Below are 16,113 nucleotides of genomic sequence, written 5' to 3'. Positions count from 1 at the left end.
AGACATGGCACGCTGGGGACTCACCATTCCGCTGACCGGGGTCGCGCTCGGCGAGCACCGCGAGATCGTCGCGGAGCTGCCGTCGCTCGGCTACACCGACGCGTGGTCCGCCGAGACCAACGGCACGGACGCGTTCACGCCGCTCGCCCTGGCCTCGCAGTGGGCGCCGGAGCTGCGGCTCGGCCCCGCGATCGTGCCGGTCTACACGCGCGGTCCGGCGCTGCTCGCGCAGCAGGCCGCGACCATCGCGGAGCTGGCGCCCGGACGGTTCGTGCTCGGCATCGGCACCTCGTCCGAGACGATCGTGAGCCGCTGGAACGGCATCCCGTTCGACGAGCCCTACAAGCGGACGCGCGACACCCTCCGCTTCCTCCGCAAGGCGTTCGCGGGCGAGAAGGTGAAGGAGGAGTACGAGACCTTCGCCGTCAGGGGCTTCAAGCTGGACAACGCGCCCGCGACGCCGCCGCCGATCGTCCTGGCCGCGCTGCGCCCCGGCATGCTGCGGCTCGCGGCGCGGGAGGCCGACGGCGCGATCACGAACTGGCTGGCGCCGAAGGACGTCCGGACGGTCCGCGGCGAGCTCGGCGACGCGCCGGAGCTGATCGCGCGGCTGTTCGTCTGCCCGACGGACAACGCCGACGAGGCCCGCGCGATCGGCCGCTGGATGATCGCCGCGTACATGACCGTGCCGGTGTACCGGGCGTTCCACGAGTGGCTCGGCCGCGGCGACGCGCTCGCCCCGATGAACGAGGCGTGGGCCGCGGGCGACCGGAAGAAGGCCCTTGAGGTCATCCCGGACGAGGTCGTGGACGACCTGATCGTGCACGGTTCCCCGGCGGCGTGCCGGGTCCGGATCCGCGAGTACATGGACGCCGGGCTCACCACGCCGGTGCTCGCGGTCGTCCCTGGCGGCGGCCTGTCGCCGCTGGAGGCGGTCCGGGCGCTGGCCCCCAGCGCGGGCTGACCGGGGCGGCTCCGCGCGGTGTTCCATGGTCGCGCTCGCTTGCTCACTCGTTCCTCGCTCCGCCGCTCGCCGCTCCAGCCGATGTTTGCCCTGTCCGGTCGCCGGGCAGGGTGGGGCGATCGATTCCGCAACACCGAGACGTGAGGAGCCGATCGTGCTCACCCTGACCAGCGACGCCGTCCAGGTGATCCGTACCGTGACCGCCAGCCCCGACCTGCCGCCGGAGACCGGCCTGCGCATCCAGCCGGGCATCAACGGCTCGGACGCGCTGCGGCTGTCGGTCGCGCCGGCTCCGGAGGCCGGTGATCAGGTCGTCGAGGAGGCCGGCGCCAAGGTGTACCTGGAGTCCGCCGTCGCCGAGCTGCTCGACGACAAGACCCTCGACGCGCAGGTCGATCCGCAGGGCGACGTGGCGTTCACGATCGCCGATGGCACCGTGACCTGACGGCGGACCGAGAGGTGAACGGGGTGACGCCCGGCGGCATGCCGCCGGGCGTCACCGCCCGTCGAGGATGCGGGCGAGCAGCTGCGTGCAGTTGTTGTCGTGGGGGAAGTCGCTGGTCGCGTCGATCCAGCCGAAGTCGATCATCGCCTGCCCGATCCGGGCCATGATCACGGAGAACTTGAAGCCGGACAGGATCTCGTAGTACGCCATGTCGCGCATGGGCCGTCCGAGCAGCTGCTCGTAGCGGGCGACGGTCTCCTCGGCGGACGGGAAGCCGGGGAGTCGCTCGGCGCCGATGCCCTCGGAGTGGTGCCGGTCCAGGAACAGGAACCAGGCGAGGTCCTCCTCGGGGGCGCCGAGCATCGCGGTCTCCCAGTCCAGGACGGCGGCGGGCGTCCCGTCCTGGAAGATGACGTTGCCGATGCGGGCGTCGCCCCACAGCGCGGCGGGCGCGCCGGGTTCGTCCGGACGGTTGGCGCGCAGCCATCCGAGGGCCTCCAGCGCGACCTCCTGCGGCCCCTTGTACGCCCAGCCGAGATAGTGCTCGTAGTAGTTGAGGCGCTGGTCGAGGCCCACCGCGCCCCAGTGCGGCTGGTCGAGGAAGCCGAGGCCGAGCGCGTCCACGTCCAGCCGGTGCAGCCGCGCCATGATCTCCAGCGTGGACCACCACATCGCGGCCCGCTCCGCCTCCGGGACCTCGGTGACCCAGCCGTCCATGTGGTACGGCGGCATGTCGGTCGGGACGCGGCCGTCGATCCGCTCCATCACGAAGAACGGGGCGCCGAGGACGGACCCGGTCGGCTCGTACCAGTGGATGGGCGGGACGGGGATGTCGGTGTCCGCGTCGAGGATCCGCATGAGGCGGTACTGCTCCTCGAAGCGGGGCTCGGGGAAGATCTGGTAGTGCTCCGGCGCGACGCGCGCGACGTAGCGGCCGGTCGCGGCGGCGGCGGGATCGGTCCATTCCGCGTCGAACAGCAGCGTCTCGCTGGAGAACCCGCTGGTCTGGGGCGTGTCGAGCCGGGTGATGCGCACGCCTGGACGGTGCCCGTCCAGCCAGCGGGTCAGGGTGGCCAGGGTGATCTCGGGATCGCGTTGATCGGGAACGGGCATCGCCGCCTCCTCGCACGCTCGGGACCCGCGGTCCCGTAAGTAGAACGTGTTCTATCAACGGGCGGCGGGCCGGTCAATGGGGCGGCCCCGGGCCGCCCCGGGGCGCCCGTGCGAGACGGGCACCGTGAAAAGATCGGGACATGCGCCTCACCAAGCTGGGACACGCCTGCGTCCGGATCGACAAGGACGACCGGTCCCTCGTCATCGACCCCGGTGCGTTCAGCGACGCGGCGGGCGCCCTCGTCGGCGCCGACGCCGTCCTCATCACCCACGAGCACTTCGACCACTTCGACCAGGACGCCCTCCGCCAGGCCCTCGCCGCGGACCCCCTCCTGGAGGTGTGGACGTCCCGGACCGTCGCCGGGAACCTCGCCGACCTCGGATCCCGCGTCCACGAGGTCGGGCACGGCGACGCCGTCGAGATCGCGGGCTTCGACGTCCACGTCTACGGCGAGGACCACGAGATCCTGCACCCGGACGTCCCGCCGATCCCGAACACGGGCTTCCTCATCGACGGGGAGGTCTTCCACCCCGGCGACGCGCTGACCGTCCCGTCCGAACCCGTCCGGACGCTGTGCCTGCCCGGCAACGCGCCCTGGATGAAGGTCCCCGAGCTGTACGCGTACGCGCGGGAGGTCGCGCCCGAGCGCGCGTTCGTCGTCCACGACGGGCTGCTGAACGACATCGGCCTGACCGTGATGATGAACCACGTCGGCAAGGCCGGCGAGGAGCTCGGCAAGGACTTCCGCCGCCTGCTGCCGGGCGACTCGGTGGAACTGGGAGACGTGTGACCTCGCCCGCCCACTCCTCCGTGCGCGCCGTCGAGGCGGTCTTCTTCGACATCGGCGAGACCCTCGTCAACGAGGGCGGGATCTACATGCGCTGGGCCGACTGGCTCGGCGTCCCGCGCCACACGTTCCTCACCAAGCTCGGCGCCGTCCTCGCCACCGGCGGCGGTCACATGGATGTGTTCGAGTACTTCCGTCCTGGTTTCGACCTCGTGGCGGAGGAGCGGCGCCGCGCCGAGGCGGGCGTCCCGAACGGATTCGGCGCCGACGACCTGTACCCCGACGCCCGCCCCTGCCTGGCCGCCCTCCGCGCCCAGGGCCTGTACGTCGGGATCGCCGGGAACCAGCCGGTCGAGGCCGCCGAGCAGATCGCCGCCCTCGATCTGGACGCGGACGCCATCGGCATCTCGGACATCTGGGGCGTGAGCAAGCCCGACCCGGAGTTCTTCGAGCGCTGCGCCCAGCTCGCCGACGTCCTGCCCGACCGCGTCCTGTACGTGGGCGACCGCATCGACAACGACGTCCGCCCGACCGTCGCCTACGGGATGCGCTCCGCGTTCCTGCGCCGCGGCCCCTGGGGGCACATCCAGGAGGACGCCGGCGCCCTGGCCGACTGCCTCTTCGTCCTGGACGAGCTGACCGGCCTTCCGGATCTGCTCGCGGCCTACAACGCGCGGGCGGTCCGCTGAAGCCGCCACCTGGACGTCGGAGGACCGTCCCCTAAGGGGCATCCCTTACGTCCCAGGTAGGGAGTTGAACGGCACTGGAGAGTGATGTAGAGCATGGTGTCCGGTTCGTAGCGTGGGTAACGAAGAACCATCCGACGAACGGAAAGAGAAGACCATGACGAGCCTGTACCGTCCCCGCGATGAGCGGATGATCGCCGGTGTCTGCGCCGGCCTCGGCCGCCGCTTCGGCCTGTCGGCCGGTGTCGTGCGGCTTCTGTTCGTCCTGTCCTGCCTGCTGCCCGGCCCGCAGTTCGTGGTCTACCTGGTGCTCTGGGCGATGCTCCCGAACGAGGACCGCTCCATGGCCGGCCACCGCTGAGCCAAGATCATCAGCCCCCCTTGGCCGGGACCGGCCTCGCGGTGTTAGATCGGGGCAGACCGATCCGGAAGGAGCCGCGGTGCCGGAGGAGGGCGGCGACCTCGAGCGGGCGGTCCGCCTGCTCGGGCATCTGCGCGACCTCGCCCGCTCCCGGCGCCCCGCCCGCGACCTCGCCGAGCACGACCGCGTCCACTGGCTGGCCGACCTGCCGGGAGACGTGTACGTCGAGGCGGACGCCGGTCCCGGCGACGTCCTGTTCAGCGTCCCCGTCATCCCGCTGACGCCCCCCGCCGTCCTGGAGGAGTTCGACGGCTGGCTCGCGCTGCGGCACTGGTACCGGGCCCTGCGCGACCTCGCCGAGCAGGCGCAGGACGTGGTGCTCGCCGCCGGCCTGCTCGCGTGGCGGCCCCCCGCCGGGCCGCCCGTCCGCGACCACCTGCTGAACACGCCCGTCCGGATCGTCGTGGACGACCGGACGGGGCGCATCGACGTCGTCCTCCAGGGCCATGCCGAACTCCGCGACCGCGACCTGCTCGCCGGACGCCCCGGCTACCGCCCCGCCGACTGGCTGGCGGACGCGGTCCGCGCCGGGCAGGGCTTCGGGCTGAACGCCTCGGTCGGCGACGTCCTGCGCAAATGGGGCGCGGCCGCGTTCCCCGACGGCGTCCCGGACGCCCCGCAGGACGGCGCCGAACCCGTCGCCTACCGGGAGGACTGGGCGGCCGAGCCCGCGACGCAGGCGCCGGCCGTCCCCCGGCTGCGGCTCGCGCCCGCGCTCGTCGCCCGCCCCCAGGGCCGGACGGCCGTCGCCGCCTACCACGACCGCCTCATCGACCTGCTGCGCGGCGGCGCACCCGTGCCGTCCGGACTCGCCCGGTTCCTCGCGGGACGCCCCCAGATCCTGCACATCGCCGACCGGAAACCGCGGACCGTCCCGGACATCGTCGCGGGACTGCTCGTCCGGGGGCACCGGGTGCTGGTCGCGACGTCCGGCGCCACCGCGTCCGGGACGCTGCGCGCCGCGCTCCCGCCCGGCCTCGCCGCCCTCACCGTCGCCGACCCCGCCGCGGCCGCCGCCGCGATGGGCGCCGTCCACACCCGCGCCGCCGCCCACGACCGGCGCCGCCACGGCGTCGCGCTCGTCCTGATGGGGGAGCGGGAGGCGGCCGCCGAACAGGACCTCGCCGAGCTCACCGCCCGGCTCGAGGACGCCGAGGCGCGGGACGCCGCCGACCTCGGCCCCGGCTACCGGGGCGGCCGCGGCGAGCTCACCCGCCGGCTCCGCGCCGAGGCGCCCGAGCTGTCCTGGCTGCCGGTCGCCCCCGACCTGCCGCCGGGGCCGCCGATCTCCCGCGCGGAGGCCGCGGAACTCGTCGTCCTGCTGGCCGACGAGACCGCCGAGCGGAAGGCCCGCACGAGCCTGCGGGACGTCGATCCCGGAACCCTGCCCAGCGGCCCCTACGTCCGGACCCTGATCGAGGCGGAGGCCGCCGCGATCGAACGGGCGGCCCGCTCCGAGTCCGGCCTCGCGCGGCGCCTCCGGGACGGCGACGTCACCGTCCTCGCCCGGCTGGACGGCGCCGCGTCCATCGTCGCCGCCGCGCTCCGCGACCTCGGCCTGGACGGGCATCCCGGCGGCTGGAACACCGCCGATCTGGCCGTCCGCGCGTTCGCCGACGCGCTCGCGCACCGCCGTCCGCTGATCTGGTCGCGGGTCGCCGACATGACGTCCCGCGCCCGGTGGGCCGAACGGGCGCTGCGCGACCTCGAAGGGCACCGCGTCGTCCTGCCCGAAGGGGACCGCGACCTGCGCGGCCTGGCGGGCATCGCCCAGGACCTCCGCGACTACCTGGGCGAGGGCGGCGCCCTCAAGCGCGGGCCGCTGAAGCCCGCCGTGCAGCGGCAGGCCGACCCGCTCCTGCACGACACCACCGTGGACGGCGCCGCGCCCACCACCCCCGAACTGCTCGACATCGTCCAGACCGAGATCATGCTGCGGCTGACCTGCCGGGAGCTCCAGTACGTGTGGGAGGCCGCCGGGATCTCGTTCCCCGCCGACCCGCCGCACGCCGACCGCGTCGCCCGGTTCGTCCGCGCGCACGCGCGGCTGGCGCGCGTCCACGACGCGGTCCCCGCCGTCGAGGAGACGCGGCGGCTCCTCGACCGGATCGGCGCCGCCGTCCCCCTCGACGACCCGCACCAGTGGCACGCCTACACCGCCGCCCTGTCGAGCGCCCTGGAGGGCCTCGGCGCGGGCCGGGCCACCGCCGACGTCGAGGCGCTCCGCGACGCGATCGGAGCGCCCCCGGGCGACGCCCCGCCCGCCGCCGACGACCCGCCCGAACTGCACGCGGCGCTCGCCGCGATCGACGCCCGCGACGCCGACGCCTACGCCCGCGCCCTCGACGCCCTCGCGGCGGCCCGGCGCGAGCGGGCCGCGCAGCTCCGCTGCGAGGAACTGATCGGACGGGTCCGCGCCGTCCACCCGGACCTCGCCAACCTGATGCTCGCGACGGACGGCGACGAGGCCTGGCGGCAGCGCATCGAGCGCTGGGACGAGGCATGGGCGTGGGCGCGCGCGTCGGGCCGCCTCGCCGCGACCGCCCGCGCACCCGAGGTGGACCGCCTCCGCGCCGACGTGGCCCAGGCCCGCGAGCGCCTGGACGCGGTCCGCGCCGAACTGGCGGAGGCCCGCGCCTGGGGCGCCGTCCTCACCCGCCCGGAATCGGCCGTCCCGTCCGAGGTGATCCCGGCCTGGATCCTGCCGCTGTGGCGCATCCCTGAGATCCTGCCGCCCCGTCCCGACTCGTTCGACGTCGTGATCGTGGACGGCGAGCACGGCGCCGGCGCGGAGGCGCTGTTCCTCCTCTGGCTGGCCCCCCGGACCATCCTGGTAGGCCCGCCCGGCGCGGACCCCCCGGCCCCGGACGGCGAGGCCCCGCCCCCGAGCGCCATCACGGCCGAGACCACCCTCTTCACGGCGCTTCTCACCCCGCCGCCCCAGCCGCCCGCCACCCCGAAACCGAAGACCACCCCGAAGCCGCACGTCGCCCCCCAGCCGCAGCCCGCGCCGGGGCGGCATGCCGAACGAGAGCCGCAGGCCGCGCCGAGGCCGCGCGCCGCGCCGGGGCCACAGCCGGCACCGAGGCCGCAGACCGCGCCGGGGGCGCACGTCCAACGGGAGCCGGAGGCCGCGCGGGGGCCGCATGGCGCGCCGGGTTCGCAGCCTGCGCCGGGGGCCGGAGCGCGCGAGTCGCATGTCGCGCCGGGGCCGCTCAGGCCGGAATCCGGGCCGCCTTCGCGGGCGGTTCCCGAGCCGCAGCCCGAGCCCCGGCCGGATCCGGATCCGGGGCGGGCGCAGGATCCGGCCCCGGCGCAGATCCGGCGCGGCCGGTCGATCGCCGCGTACAAGCGGCACGAACTGGTCGAGTTCGTCGGACGGGTCGCGGCGCGCGAGCCCGATCTGACCGACGACCAGCTCGTCGAGCTGGTCGCGCGGCTGATGGGGTGCCCGGAGGACGAGGCCCTTCTCGTCGGAGCCCGGCTACGCTACGCGGTGGCCGCATATCGGGAGCGGACCGGCTAAGGTGGAACGGAATAGTTCGTTCTTCCATTGAGGGGCCGATGCGCACGCTCGACACCCGCACCCTGAACCGAGCCGCCCTCGACCGCCAGCTCCTCCTCCGCCGATCCGGCATGTCGGCGCCGGAGGCCGTCCGGCACCTCGTCGCCGTCCAGGCGCAGGAGCCGAACTCCCCCTACCACGCCCTCTGGACGCGCCTCGAGACCTTCCGCCAGGACGACCTCACCGGCCTGCTCCACGACCGGTCGGTGGTCCGGGCCGCGCTCCTGCGGGGAACGCAGCACATGACGGCGGCCGACGACTACCTGTGGATCCGTCCCCTCGTCCACGCGCGGCTGCTCAGCGCCCGGCAGAGCGCCTTCGGGCGGGTCACCCGGGACTGGGACCTGGACGCCCTCGCCGCCGAGGCCGTCCGGCTGCTGAGCACCGAGACCCTCACCCGCCCCCAGCTCGCGCGGGCGCTCACCGAGATCTGGCCCGGCCGCGACGTCACCGCCCTCGGCTGGACGGTCCAGGCGCTGGTCCCCGTCGTCCACCCTCCGCCCGGCCGGACATGGAACACCTTCGGTGCCGTCACGCTCGCCCTCGCCGAGGACTGGATCGGCGCTCCCCTCCACCCGGACCCCGCGCCGGACGCCCTCATCCGCCGCTACCTCGCCGCGTTCGGCCCCGCGTCCGTCAAGGACTTCCAGACCTGGTCGGGGCTGCGGCGCACGGCCGCCGACTTCGAACGCCTCCGCCCCACCCTGCGGGTCTTCCGCGACGAGAACGGCGCGGAGCTCTTCGACGTCCCGGACGGCCCGCTGCCCGATCCGGACACCCACGCCCCCGTCCGGTTCCTCCCCGACTTCGACAACCTGGTGCTCGCCTACGCGGACCGGTCCCGGCTGATGACGCCGGAGAGGCGCGCGGCGGTCTGCATCGGGTCGGAGACGAAGCCGGTCCTCCTCGTGGACGGCCGCGTCCAGGCGACCTGGGAGCTGAGGCACGACCGGAAGGCGGCGAAGGCCGTCCTGACCGTCGCGCCGTTCGAGCCGCTCACCGCAGACATCGGACCGGAGGCCGCGGCGCTCCTCGCGTTCACGGCACCGGACGCCGACCACGACGTCCGGCTCGCGCCCCGCGAGTGAGAGCGGCCGGCGGGCCGGTCCATCGCGTTCGTCCGGTCAGCGGCTCTCCCCGGCGTCGTACCGGTCGTCGATGAGGACGACCTGCCGCCCCGCGGCGGCGAGGAACGACGCCGCGATGGCGGACCGGTATCCGGACGCGCAGTGCACCCAGATCTCCCCGGCCGGAACCTCCCCGATCCGCGCCCGCAGCTCATGCAGCGGGATGTGGACGGCGCCCGGAAGGTGCGAGTCGCCCCACTCCTCGTCGCGCCGGACGTCCAGGACCACGACGTCGCGGCCGTGCCGGACGTCCGCGAGGTCGGCGAACGTGCCGACCGGCAGGGTTCGCGGCGGGCCGTCCGTCCACCGCTCCGGCCCTCCGGTCGCGGCGGCGGCGGGCCGGTCGATCCCGATCCGGACGAGTTCGCGCTGCGCCTGCGCGACCTCGCCCTCCGTCGCGCCGAGCAGCGTCACCGGAGTCCCTGGCGGGACCAGCCAGCCGAGGTGGACGGCGAGGCTCCCGTCCAGGCCGAAACTGAGGCTGCCCGGCGCGTGCCCGGCCGCGAACGCCGTCCGCGTCCGCAGATCGATGACCCATTCGCCGGCCTCGATCCGCCGCCGCACCTCCGCCACGTCCGCGCGGTGCGGCGCGGAGAGGTCGGGCGCGTCCGGGCCCGCCTCGTTCAGCGTGCGCACGCGGCCGTAGTAGGCGGGGTGGTCGCCGAGACCGCTCAGCAGCGACTCGACGAAGTCGTGCGCGCCCAGCGTCAGCACGGGGTTGTTGTGCTTCTCCCGTCCGAGCGTGGACGAGCTCGCCTCCGTCTGGGCCGACGAGCAGAAGCTCCCGAACCCGTGCGTGGGGAAGATCTCCGTCTCGTCGGGCAGCTCCACCGCCAGCCGGTTCGCCGACGCGTGCTGCAGCTTGGCCAGCTCGTCGGTGTGCTCGGCCCCGAGCAGGTCGGGCCGTCCGGTGGCGCCGTAGAGCAGCGACCCGCCGGTGAAGACCGCCGGCGGACGCCCGGACGCCTCCAGCACGTAGGCGAGGTGGTCGAACGTGTGCCCGGGTGTCGCGACCGCCCGCACGCGCATCGCCCCGACCGCGACCTCGTCGCCGTCCTCGACGGGGACCCGCGCGAACGCGACCTCGTCCCGCGCGTGGACGTGGTACTCCGCCCCCGCGGCGCGGGCGAGCGCGAGCCCGCCCGTCACATAGTCGTTATGGACGTGGGTCTCGAACACGTGCGTGATGCGCTCACCGCGCCGGTCCGCCAGCTCCATGACCCGGTCGATGTCGCGCTGCGGATCGACGGCGAACGCGACCTCCCCGTCGCCGACGAGGTAACTCCGGTCGCCGAGCGTCGGCGTCTCGATGGAAACGATCTCGATCACGGCACTTCCCCTCCCATCACCCGCGGTGGGCGTCGGACGACACCGGTGCCGGATCTCATGCCCAGGTGAACGCCGACGGAGCATGCAGGCCGGCGGGTATGTGCGGCGGATCGTGGTCGGTATCCGGGAAAGGGCCATCGGCAAATCTCCCTGACCAGGTCATGACCCACTCATAACCGACGTGACCGGCCGAAAACCGTACGATTGTGACTCACGAAAGAGAAAGGGGTTTGTGGTGAGAAAGCATCATGCCGCAGGAGCGGCGATCGCCGCGGGAGCACTCGGGGCGACGCTGTTCGCCGCACCGGCCGAGGCCGCGAGCGCAATTCAGATCTCGCGCGTCTATTACGATTCGCCAGGCAAGGATACCGGCTCGAACCGGTCGCTCAACGGCGAATGGGTCCAGCTGTTCAACCGCTCCACGAAGTCCCGGCAACTCAGGGGCTACACCCTGCGCGACAGGACGGGCTTCACCTACCGGTTCGGCTCCTACGTCCTCGGCGGCCGCCGCTCCGTCATCGTCCACACAGGCAGCGGCGCCAACGGCTCGGCACACCGCTACTGGGGCCGGAGCCAGTACGTGTGGAACAACACGGGCGACACCGCCCACCTCCGCTACCCGAGCGGCGCGCTCGCCGACAGCTGCTCGTGGGGTTCGACAGGGTCATGGCGGTACTGCTGACCGCGGTATCCATGACCCGGAAGAGGGAGGCGGTGGCGGCCTCCGCCTCCCTCGCCGAACTCTGGAGCTAGCGCAGATCGGGATATCCACAAACCCCGCTGAATGATCCCGGTCGCACATGGCCATTCCGGAGAACCCACCCCCGGGACCATCACGGTCCCGGGGGTGCCGCCGCGAATTGCGAAGCATCGGGCAGGCTGGTCCAATTCGGGAGCGAGCCGCCCATGTAGCGCCCGTATTGAGACCGGAGATCGCACGATCGACGGCGATCAGATCGTTGCGGCGGTCATGAAGGGACCCCGCGTCCGACGATGATCGGCGCGGCAGGGCGTCCGCGGCCGAGTCGGCGGCCGCCGCAGCCTTGATCGTCGTCGCTCCCGCCCGAATCACCTGCCGCGAGCCCGCCCCTGACCCGGACGGTCAAGCGGCGGACGGGGCAGGGAGCCCACTGTGCCGGAGCGCAGGCGCCGGCACCGCACCGGCAAGTGGTGCTCTGCCCTCCCGTCGTCATCGGCCCCGGTGCGCCGCGAGGTCGCTGCCGGGTGCCGGGCGGGGCGGGGGTCGTGGCTATAGCCGAGAGGACAGATGTATAAGGCTCTTGCGGACGGAGCGTGTCCGACGGTGTCGGACGTGGAGGCGACTGCGGATTGTCCCAAATACCCCGGGGGCGTCCTCGTTCGGGGAGTGGGGTGAGAGGGGTGGGGCGGTGCCCTTCGGGGGGCATGGTGGAAATGGTGCAGGTCGCGTTGCCCGGGCGGTGCCGGAGAGAGAAAAAGATCAATGTGGCGGCAGGGGTTCCGGTTATTGATCACGGGGTGCTGGGTCCCTTACGGCGGCCGGTGCGGACGATATCCCGTTGTCCGCATTACGGCGTCGCTGACTTGATGTACGGAACGGTGACATCCCGGGTTCAATCGGTCGGAACGACCCCTGGTGCGCATCGACCATTTGCCGGTATGTTGCGGGACGGTCGTCAACCGATGAATATCGCAGACTCGAACAAGACCCCTGACAAAAGGAGGACTGCGGTGAACGGATCGGTGACAATTTCCCACGACGAGTTGCAGGCGTGGCTTGTTGACCGGATCGCCTTCTATCTCGACCGTCCGCCCGAGAACATCGACCCGACCGTCGAACTCGCCCGCTACGGCATCGACTCGGTCTACGCGATCAGCATCATCAGCGACATCGAGGACCACCTCCAGGTCGAGGTCGACGTCGCCGAGGCGCGCAAGCGCGAGACCGTGACCGCGCTGACCGACTACCTGCTCGAACTCACCGGGTGATGGGCGCCCGCTCCATGGTGGTGCTCGGCGACAGCGTGGCCGAGGGGCAGGACGATCCCGACCCGGCCGGAGGCTGGCTGGGCTGGGCGGGCCGGCTCGCCGACCACCTCGGCATCCCGCGGCGGGACGTCGTCAACCTGTCCGAGCCCGGGGCGACGATCGAGGACGTGGTCCGCGATCAGCTGCCCAAGGCCCGTGACCTGAGTCCGGCGGTCGTCATTCTCGGCTGCGGCATGAACGACGCCCTGAACGGTTTCGAACGGGAGGCGGCGGCCGCGCGGCTGTCCGAGCTGTTCGGCTGGGCGCGCGGATCGGGCGCGGTGGCGCTCGCCGTCCCGGTGCCGCGTCCACCGCTGTTGGAACGGTCTCCGATCTCCCAGTTCCGAAAGAAGCGGGTGCTGCAGAGAATCCAGGACTTCAACGCGGAACTCGGCGCGGCGTCGCAAAATTACGGCATGCCGTTCCCCACTCGTGAATCGGTTGCGAGAGTCGGAGACCCGTCGATGTGGAGTTCGGACGGAATCCATCTCAACTCGGCCGGCCACGCCTATGTGGCGGAGGTGATAGCGCACCTTGCCAGAAGCCTGCCGAGGGAGCAGGCGATCTGAAGCCTCGGGGGACGTGTCAACGTCTGGGGTAAGCGAATGAAGAGACCATTATTCGCCCAAGTCACCCGTGTTTCGCACTGGCTGATGCTATTCCTGCTGGCGCCGATCCTGCTCGTCCAGGCCCGGCGCATGGCGCGCGACACCCCCCGGCTCGAACCCGCGAGCGGGGACGAGCAGGGCGTCACCGGAGGTACGGACCCGGAGTTCACGGTCGTCGTCATCGGTGAGTCGACGGCCGTCGGCGTGGGCGCGGCCGAGCACGCGGAGGCGCTGCCGGGATACATCGCCGAAGAGCTGGCGGAGCGCCTCCACCGGTGCGTGGGCTGGGCGGTCGGAGGAGAGAGCGGCGCGTCCGCCCGGCGGGTCGCCAGGAAGATCGTTCCGGCGCTCGACCCGCCGTTCCCCGACCTGGTCGTGGCGACGGTGGGGATCAACGACCTGACGAGGATGCGCCGCCTCCCGCAGTGGGCGGACGACGTCACGCACCTCATCGCCACGCTGCACCTGCGGTACCCCCGCGCGATGGTGGTCATCGCGGGGATGCCGCCCGTGCACCGGTTCCCCGCGATCCCGCAGCCGCTGCGGTCCGTGCTCGGCGCCCGAGCGCGGACGATGGACCGGATCACGCGCGAGGTGGCCCGCGCCAACGGGGCGGTCCACGTGCCGATGGACGAGGAGATGGCGCGCGACCGCCGGCTGTTCGCCGCCGACGGGTTCCATCCGTCGGCGGACGGCTACCGGGCCTGGGCGAAAGACCTCGCCGAGGCCGTCCCCCCGCGGATGGAGTACCGGCCCGCGGCGCGGTGAGGCGCCCGGACGCAGAAACAGAGGGAGAGGGGAGAACAGTGCGGACGACCGTGCCCGGAACGTTCCGGAACGCCGTGGAGGCGAAGGACCTCGCCGCGATCACCGAGGCGCTCGCCCCGGAGATCGTGTTCGACAGCCCGGTGATGCCGAAGCCCTACCTGGGCCGCGAGCCGGTCGCCGCACTGCTCCGCGTTCTCCTGGAAGTGCTGGAGGAGTTCCACTACACCGACGAACTGGTCGGCACCGTCCGCTATGGCCACGCGGACGGCCCGCCCGCCCAGGCGCTGATCTTCCGCGCCCGGGTGGCGGGCAAGGCCGTACAGGGACTCGACCTCGTCAGGTTCGGTGACACGGGCCTCGTCACCGGCCTGACCGTGATGGTCCGCCCGCTGCCCGCCGCGATGACCCTCGCGCGGGTGGTGGGCAAGCGGATCGATGAGGGTCCGACCGCCCACGTCTGACGTCCGCTACACCCCACCCCGCGACCTTGCCCCGCGACATGGAGTCGGAAAGATGGAAAGACAGGTTCCCGCAGAGCTGTCGCCGGCGCATCGGATCGCCGCCGACCTTGACGCCTACCTCGGCGACCCGATGGACGACGAGGCCGGGCCGTTCTCCTACAAGGCGATCGTCGAGGCCGAGGAGCGCGACGAGATCCCGGCCGGCGCGGTCGACGCCGTCCGGGCGTGGGGGTTTCCCGCCTACCTGGTGCCGAGCCGCCTCGGCGGGCGGCTCACCACGCTGGAGGAGCTGTTCTTCGTCACCCGCGGCATCTCGCGCCGCAGCGTCACGGTCGCCGTGATGTACGGGTCGGGCCTGCTGGCGGTGAACCCGGTGTGGCTCTGGGGGAGCGAGCGCCAGCGCGCGACCGTGGCGGACGGGCTGCTGAGAGGCGACCTGGCCTGCTTCGGGGTGTCGGAGGCCGATCACGGCAGCGACGTCATGGCGTCCGAGTCGCAGGCGGACCAGGAGGGGGACGACCTCCTGCTGAACGGGACGAAGTGGCCGGTCGGGAACGCCACGCGGGGACGGTTCGTCACCACCTACGCCAAGACGGGCTCGCGCGACTTCTCCCTGCTGCTGGTCGACAAGCGGGAACTGGCGCCCGACTGCTGGTCGGTGCTTCCGCCGGTGCGGACGGTCGGGCTGCGCGGCCACGACCTGAGCGGGGTCATGTTCATGGACGCGCGGGTCCCGGCGGACTGCGTGATCGGGCGGCGCGGGTCCGGGCTCGTCCAGACCCTGAAGACGCTGCAGATCACGCGGACGGCGATCGCGGCGCTGTCGGTCGGCACGATCGACGCGGTCGTGCGGATCGGGATGGAGTACTCCCGGCACCGCACCCTGTACGGCACGGACATCTACCACATCCCGGTGATCCGTGATCATCTCGTCAAGGCGCATCTGGATCTGCTGATCGCGGAGTGCGTCGCGATCCCGGTGACGCGGGCGCTGACGGTCGCGCCGGGGCGGCTCAGCCTGTGGTCGTCGATCGTGAAGTACTTCGTCCCCGTCATGGGGGAGGAGGTCGTCGCGAACATCGGAACGGTCCTGGCCGCCCGCGGGTACCTGCGGGAGGGCGTCGCGCACGGCGTGTTCCAGAAGCTCCAGCGCGACCACGCGATCGCGAGCATCTTCGAGGGCACCACGCATGTGAATCTGGCGAACGTCGCCGGCCAGCTCCCCTTCCTGATCGGCTCGTCCGACGGCGAGGAGGCCGAGGACGATCAGGCGGAGGAACTGCTCGACGACCTGTTCCGGTGGACGAGGACACCCCCCACCTGGGAGCCCGACGGCCGGATCCTCCAGCTCACCAATGAGGGCCTCGACGAGATCGGCCGCCGTTTCGAGGCGACGGCCGAGGAGGTGCTCACCGCCGCGAGCACGCACGCGGCGCCGGGTGTCGCGGCCGAGCTGAAGGAGCTGATCGGCGGGATCGCCGGCCTGCGCGCCAAGCTGGTGGCGGGGATCCGGGCCGCGGAGGGCGACACCTCGTCGGTGGCCGCGCTCGCGCGGGCCCGGCGGTACTGCGAGATCCACGCGATGGTCTCGTGCATGCGCACGTGGCTGCACAACCGGCGCGACTTCGGCGGCCCGTTCGCGGACGGGGCGTGGCTCGTCCTGTGCCTGCAGAGGCTGTTGCAGCGCACCCAGCCCGACACCGTGCTCTCCGAGGAGTTCCTGCCCTCCTTGGAGGAGGCGATGTTCCGCACCTTCGACGAGCGGCGCTGGTTCTCCCTGCTGTCGCTGGCCGAGGACGACCGGCCGGTCCGGCCTTCGGAGGAGTGACGT

The 16,113-nt window shown here is 72.7% G+C and carries 15 protein-coding genes; 13 read left to right on the top strand and 2 right to left on the bottom strand.

The window, feature by feature from the left end; all coding sequences use genetic code 11:
• The first annotated feature begins 4 nt into the window (after positions 1–4).
• Both IE99_RS0107395 and IE99_RS0107390 read left to right on the top strand, forming a co-directional pair.
• Positions 5–964: an LLM class F420-dependent oxidoreductase gene (locus IE99_RS0107395; protein WP_030165630.1), complete on the top strand. Its 960-nt coding sequence runs from the start codon at positions 5–7 to the stop codon at positions 962–964.
• Between the two features lie 154 nt (positions 965–1,118).
• On the top strand, positions 1,119–1,409 hold the full coding sequence (locus IE99_RS0107390) for a Fe-S cluster assembly protein HesB (protein WP_030165628.1): 291 nt from the start codon (positions 1,119–1,121) through the stop codon (positions 1,407–1,409).
• 51 nt (positions 1,410–1,460) lie between these two features.
• On the opposite strand, the gene IE99_RS0107385 is transcribed toward IE99_RS0107390, so the two are convergent.
• Entirely contained in the window at positions 1,461–2,522 is a 1,062-nt protein-coding gene (locus IE99_RS0107385) for a phosphotransferase family protein (protein WP_030165626.1), read from the bottom strand.
• Positions 2,523–2,662: 140 nt separating this feature from the next.
• Here IE99_RS0107385 and IE99_RS0107380 point away from each other — a divergent pair, with 140 nt between their 5' ends.
• The 5 genes from IE99_RS0107380 to IE99_RS0107360 all read left to right on the top strand — a co-directional run bounded on the left by IE99_RS0107380 (position 2,663) and on the right by IE99_RS0107360 (position 9,070).
• Entirely contained in the window at positions 2,663–3,313 is a 651-nt protein-coding gene (locus IE99_RS0107380) for an MBL fold metallo-hydrolase (RefSeq protein ID WP_030165623.1), read from the top strand.
• A complete protein-coding gene (locus IE99_RS0107375; RefSeq protein WP_030165621.1) occupies positions 3,310–3,999 on the top strand; it encodes an HAD-IA family hydrolase in 690 nt (229 codons plus the stop codon). Before IE99_RS0107380 ends, IE99_RS0107375 begins: the two co-directional genes overlap by 4 nt.
• A 154-nt stretch (positions 4,000–4,153) precedes the next feature.
• Positions 4,154–4,357: a PspC domain-containing protein gene (locus tag IE99_RS0107370; RefSeq protein WP_030165619.1), complete on the top strand. Its 204-nt coding sequence runs from the start codon at positions 4,154–4,156 to the stop codon at positions 4,355–4,357.
• Positions 4,358–4,436: 79 nt separating this feature from the next.
• Positions 4,437–7,943, top strand: a complete 3,507-nt coding sequence (locus IE99_RS0107365) for a hypothetical protein (RefSeq protein ID WP_051712178.1) — start codon at positions 4,437–4,439, stop codon at positions 7,941–7,943.
• Positions 7,944–7,981: 38 nt separating this feature from the next.
• Positions 7,982–9,070, top strand: coding sequence for a winged helix DNA-binding domain-containing protein (locus IE99_RS0107360; RefSeq protein WP_030165615.1), 1,089 nt, complete (start codon positions 7,982–7,984; stop codon positions 9,068–9,070).
• A 36-nt stretch (positions 9,071–9,106) separates the two neighbouring features.
• Here IE99_RS0107360 and IE99_RS0107355 read toward each other — a convergent pair whose 3' ends face one another.
• Positions 9,107–10,438 carry an MBL fold metallo-hydrolase gene (locus tag IE99_RS0107355; RefSeq protein WP_030165613.1) on the bottom strand — a complete coding sequence of 444 codons (1,332 nt, stop codon included), beginning with the start codon at positions 10,436–10,438 and terminating at the stop codon, positions 9,107–9,109.
• A 235-nt stretch (positions 10,439–10,673) separates the two neighbouring features.
• On the opposite strand from IE99_RS0107355, the gene IE99_RS0107350 reads away from it, so the two are divergent.
• The 6 genes from IE99_RS0107350 (at position 10,674) to IE99_RS0107325 (ending at position 16,110) form a co-directional block, all read left to right on the top strand.
• Positions 10,674–11,120, top strand: coding sequence for a lamin tail domain-containing protein (locus tag IE99_RS0107350; protein ID WP_030165610.1), 447 nt, complete (start codon positions 10,674–10,676; stop codon positions 11,118–11,120).
• Positions 11,121–12,148: 1,028 nt separating this feature from the next.
• Positions 12,149–12,406 (top strand): acyl carrier protein, encoded by a 258-nt coding sequence (locus IE99_RS0107345; RefSeq protein ID WP_030165608.1) that lies wholly within the window; start codon positions 12,149–12,151, stop codon positions 12,404–12,406.
• A 14-nt stretch (positions 12,407–12,420) separates the two neighbouring features.
• Positions 12,421–13,014 (top strand): SGNH/GDSL hydrolase family protein, encoded by a 594-nt coding sequence (locus IE99_RS0107340; protein WP_169744401.1) that lies wholly within the window; start codon positions 12,421–12,423, stop codon positions 13,012–13,014.
• Positions 13,015–13,098: 84 nt separating this feature from the next.
• The gene (locus tag IE99_RS0107335) at positions 13,099–13,821 is read left to right on the top strand and encodes an SGNH/GDSL hydrolase family protein (RefSeq protein WP_030165605.1); all 723 of its coding nucleotides are present in this window, start codon (positions 13,099–13,101) and stop codon (positions 13,819–13,821) included.
• Positions 13,822–13,859: 38 nt separating this feature from the next.
• The gene (locus IE99_RS0107330) at positions 13,860–14,282 is read left to right on the top strand and encodes a nuclear transport factor 2 family protein (RefSeq protein ID WP_030165600.1); all 423 of its coding nucleotides are present in this window, start codon (positions 13,860–13,862) and stop codon (positions 14,280–14,282) included.
• 52 nt (positions 14,283–14,334) lie between these two features.
• The gene (locus IE99_RS0107325; protein WP_030165596.1) at positions 14,335–16,110 is read left to right on the top strand and encodes an acyl-CoA dehydrogenase family protein; all 1,776 of its coding nucleotides are present in this window, start codon (positions 14,335–14,337) and stop codon (positions 16,108–16,110) included.
• Positions 16,111–16,113: the final 3 nt, after the last annotated feature.

This window comes from Spirillospora albida (assembly GCF_000718255.1).
GTDB classification, from domain to species: Bacteria; Actinomycetota; Actinomycetes; order Streptosporangiales; family Streptosporangiaceae; genus Spirillospora; species Spirillospora albida.
This window is presented reverse-complemented; position numbering and strand designations above follow the sequence as displayed.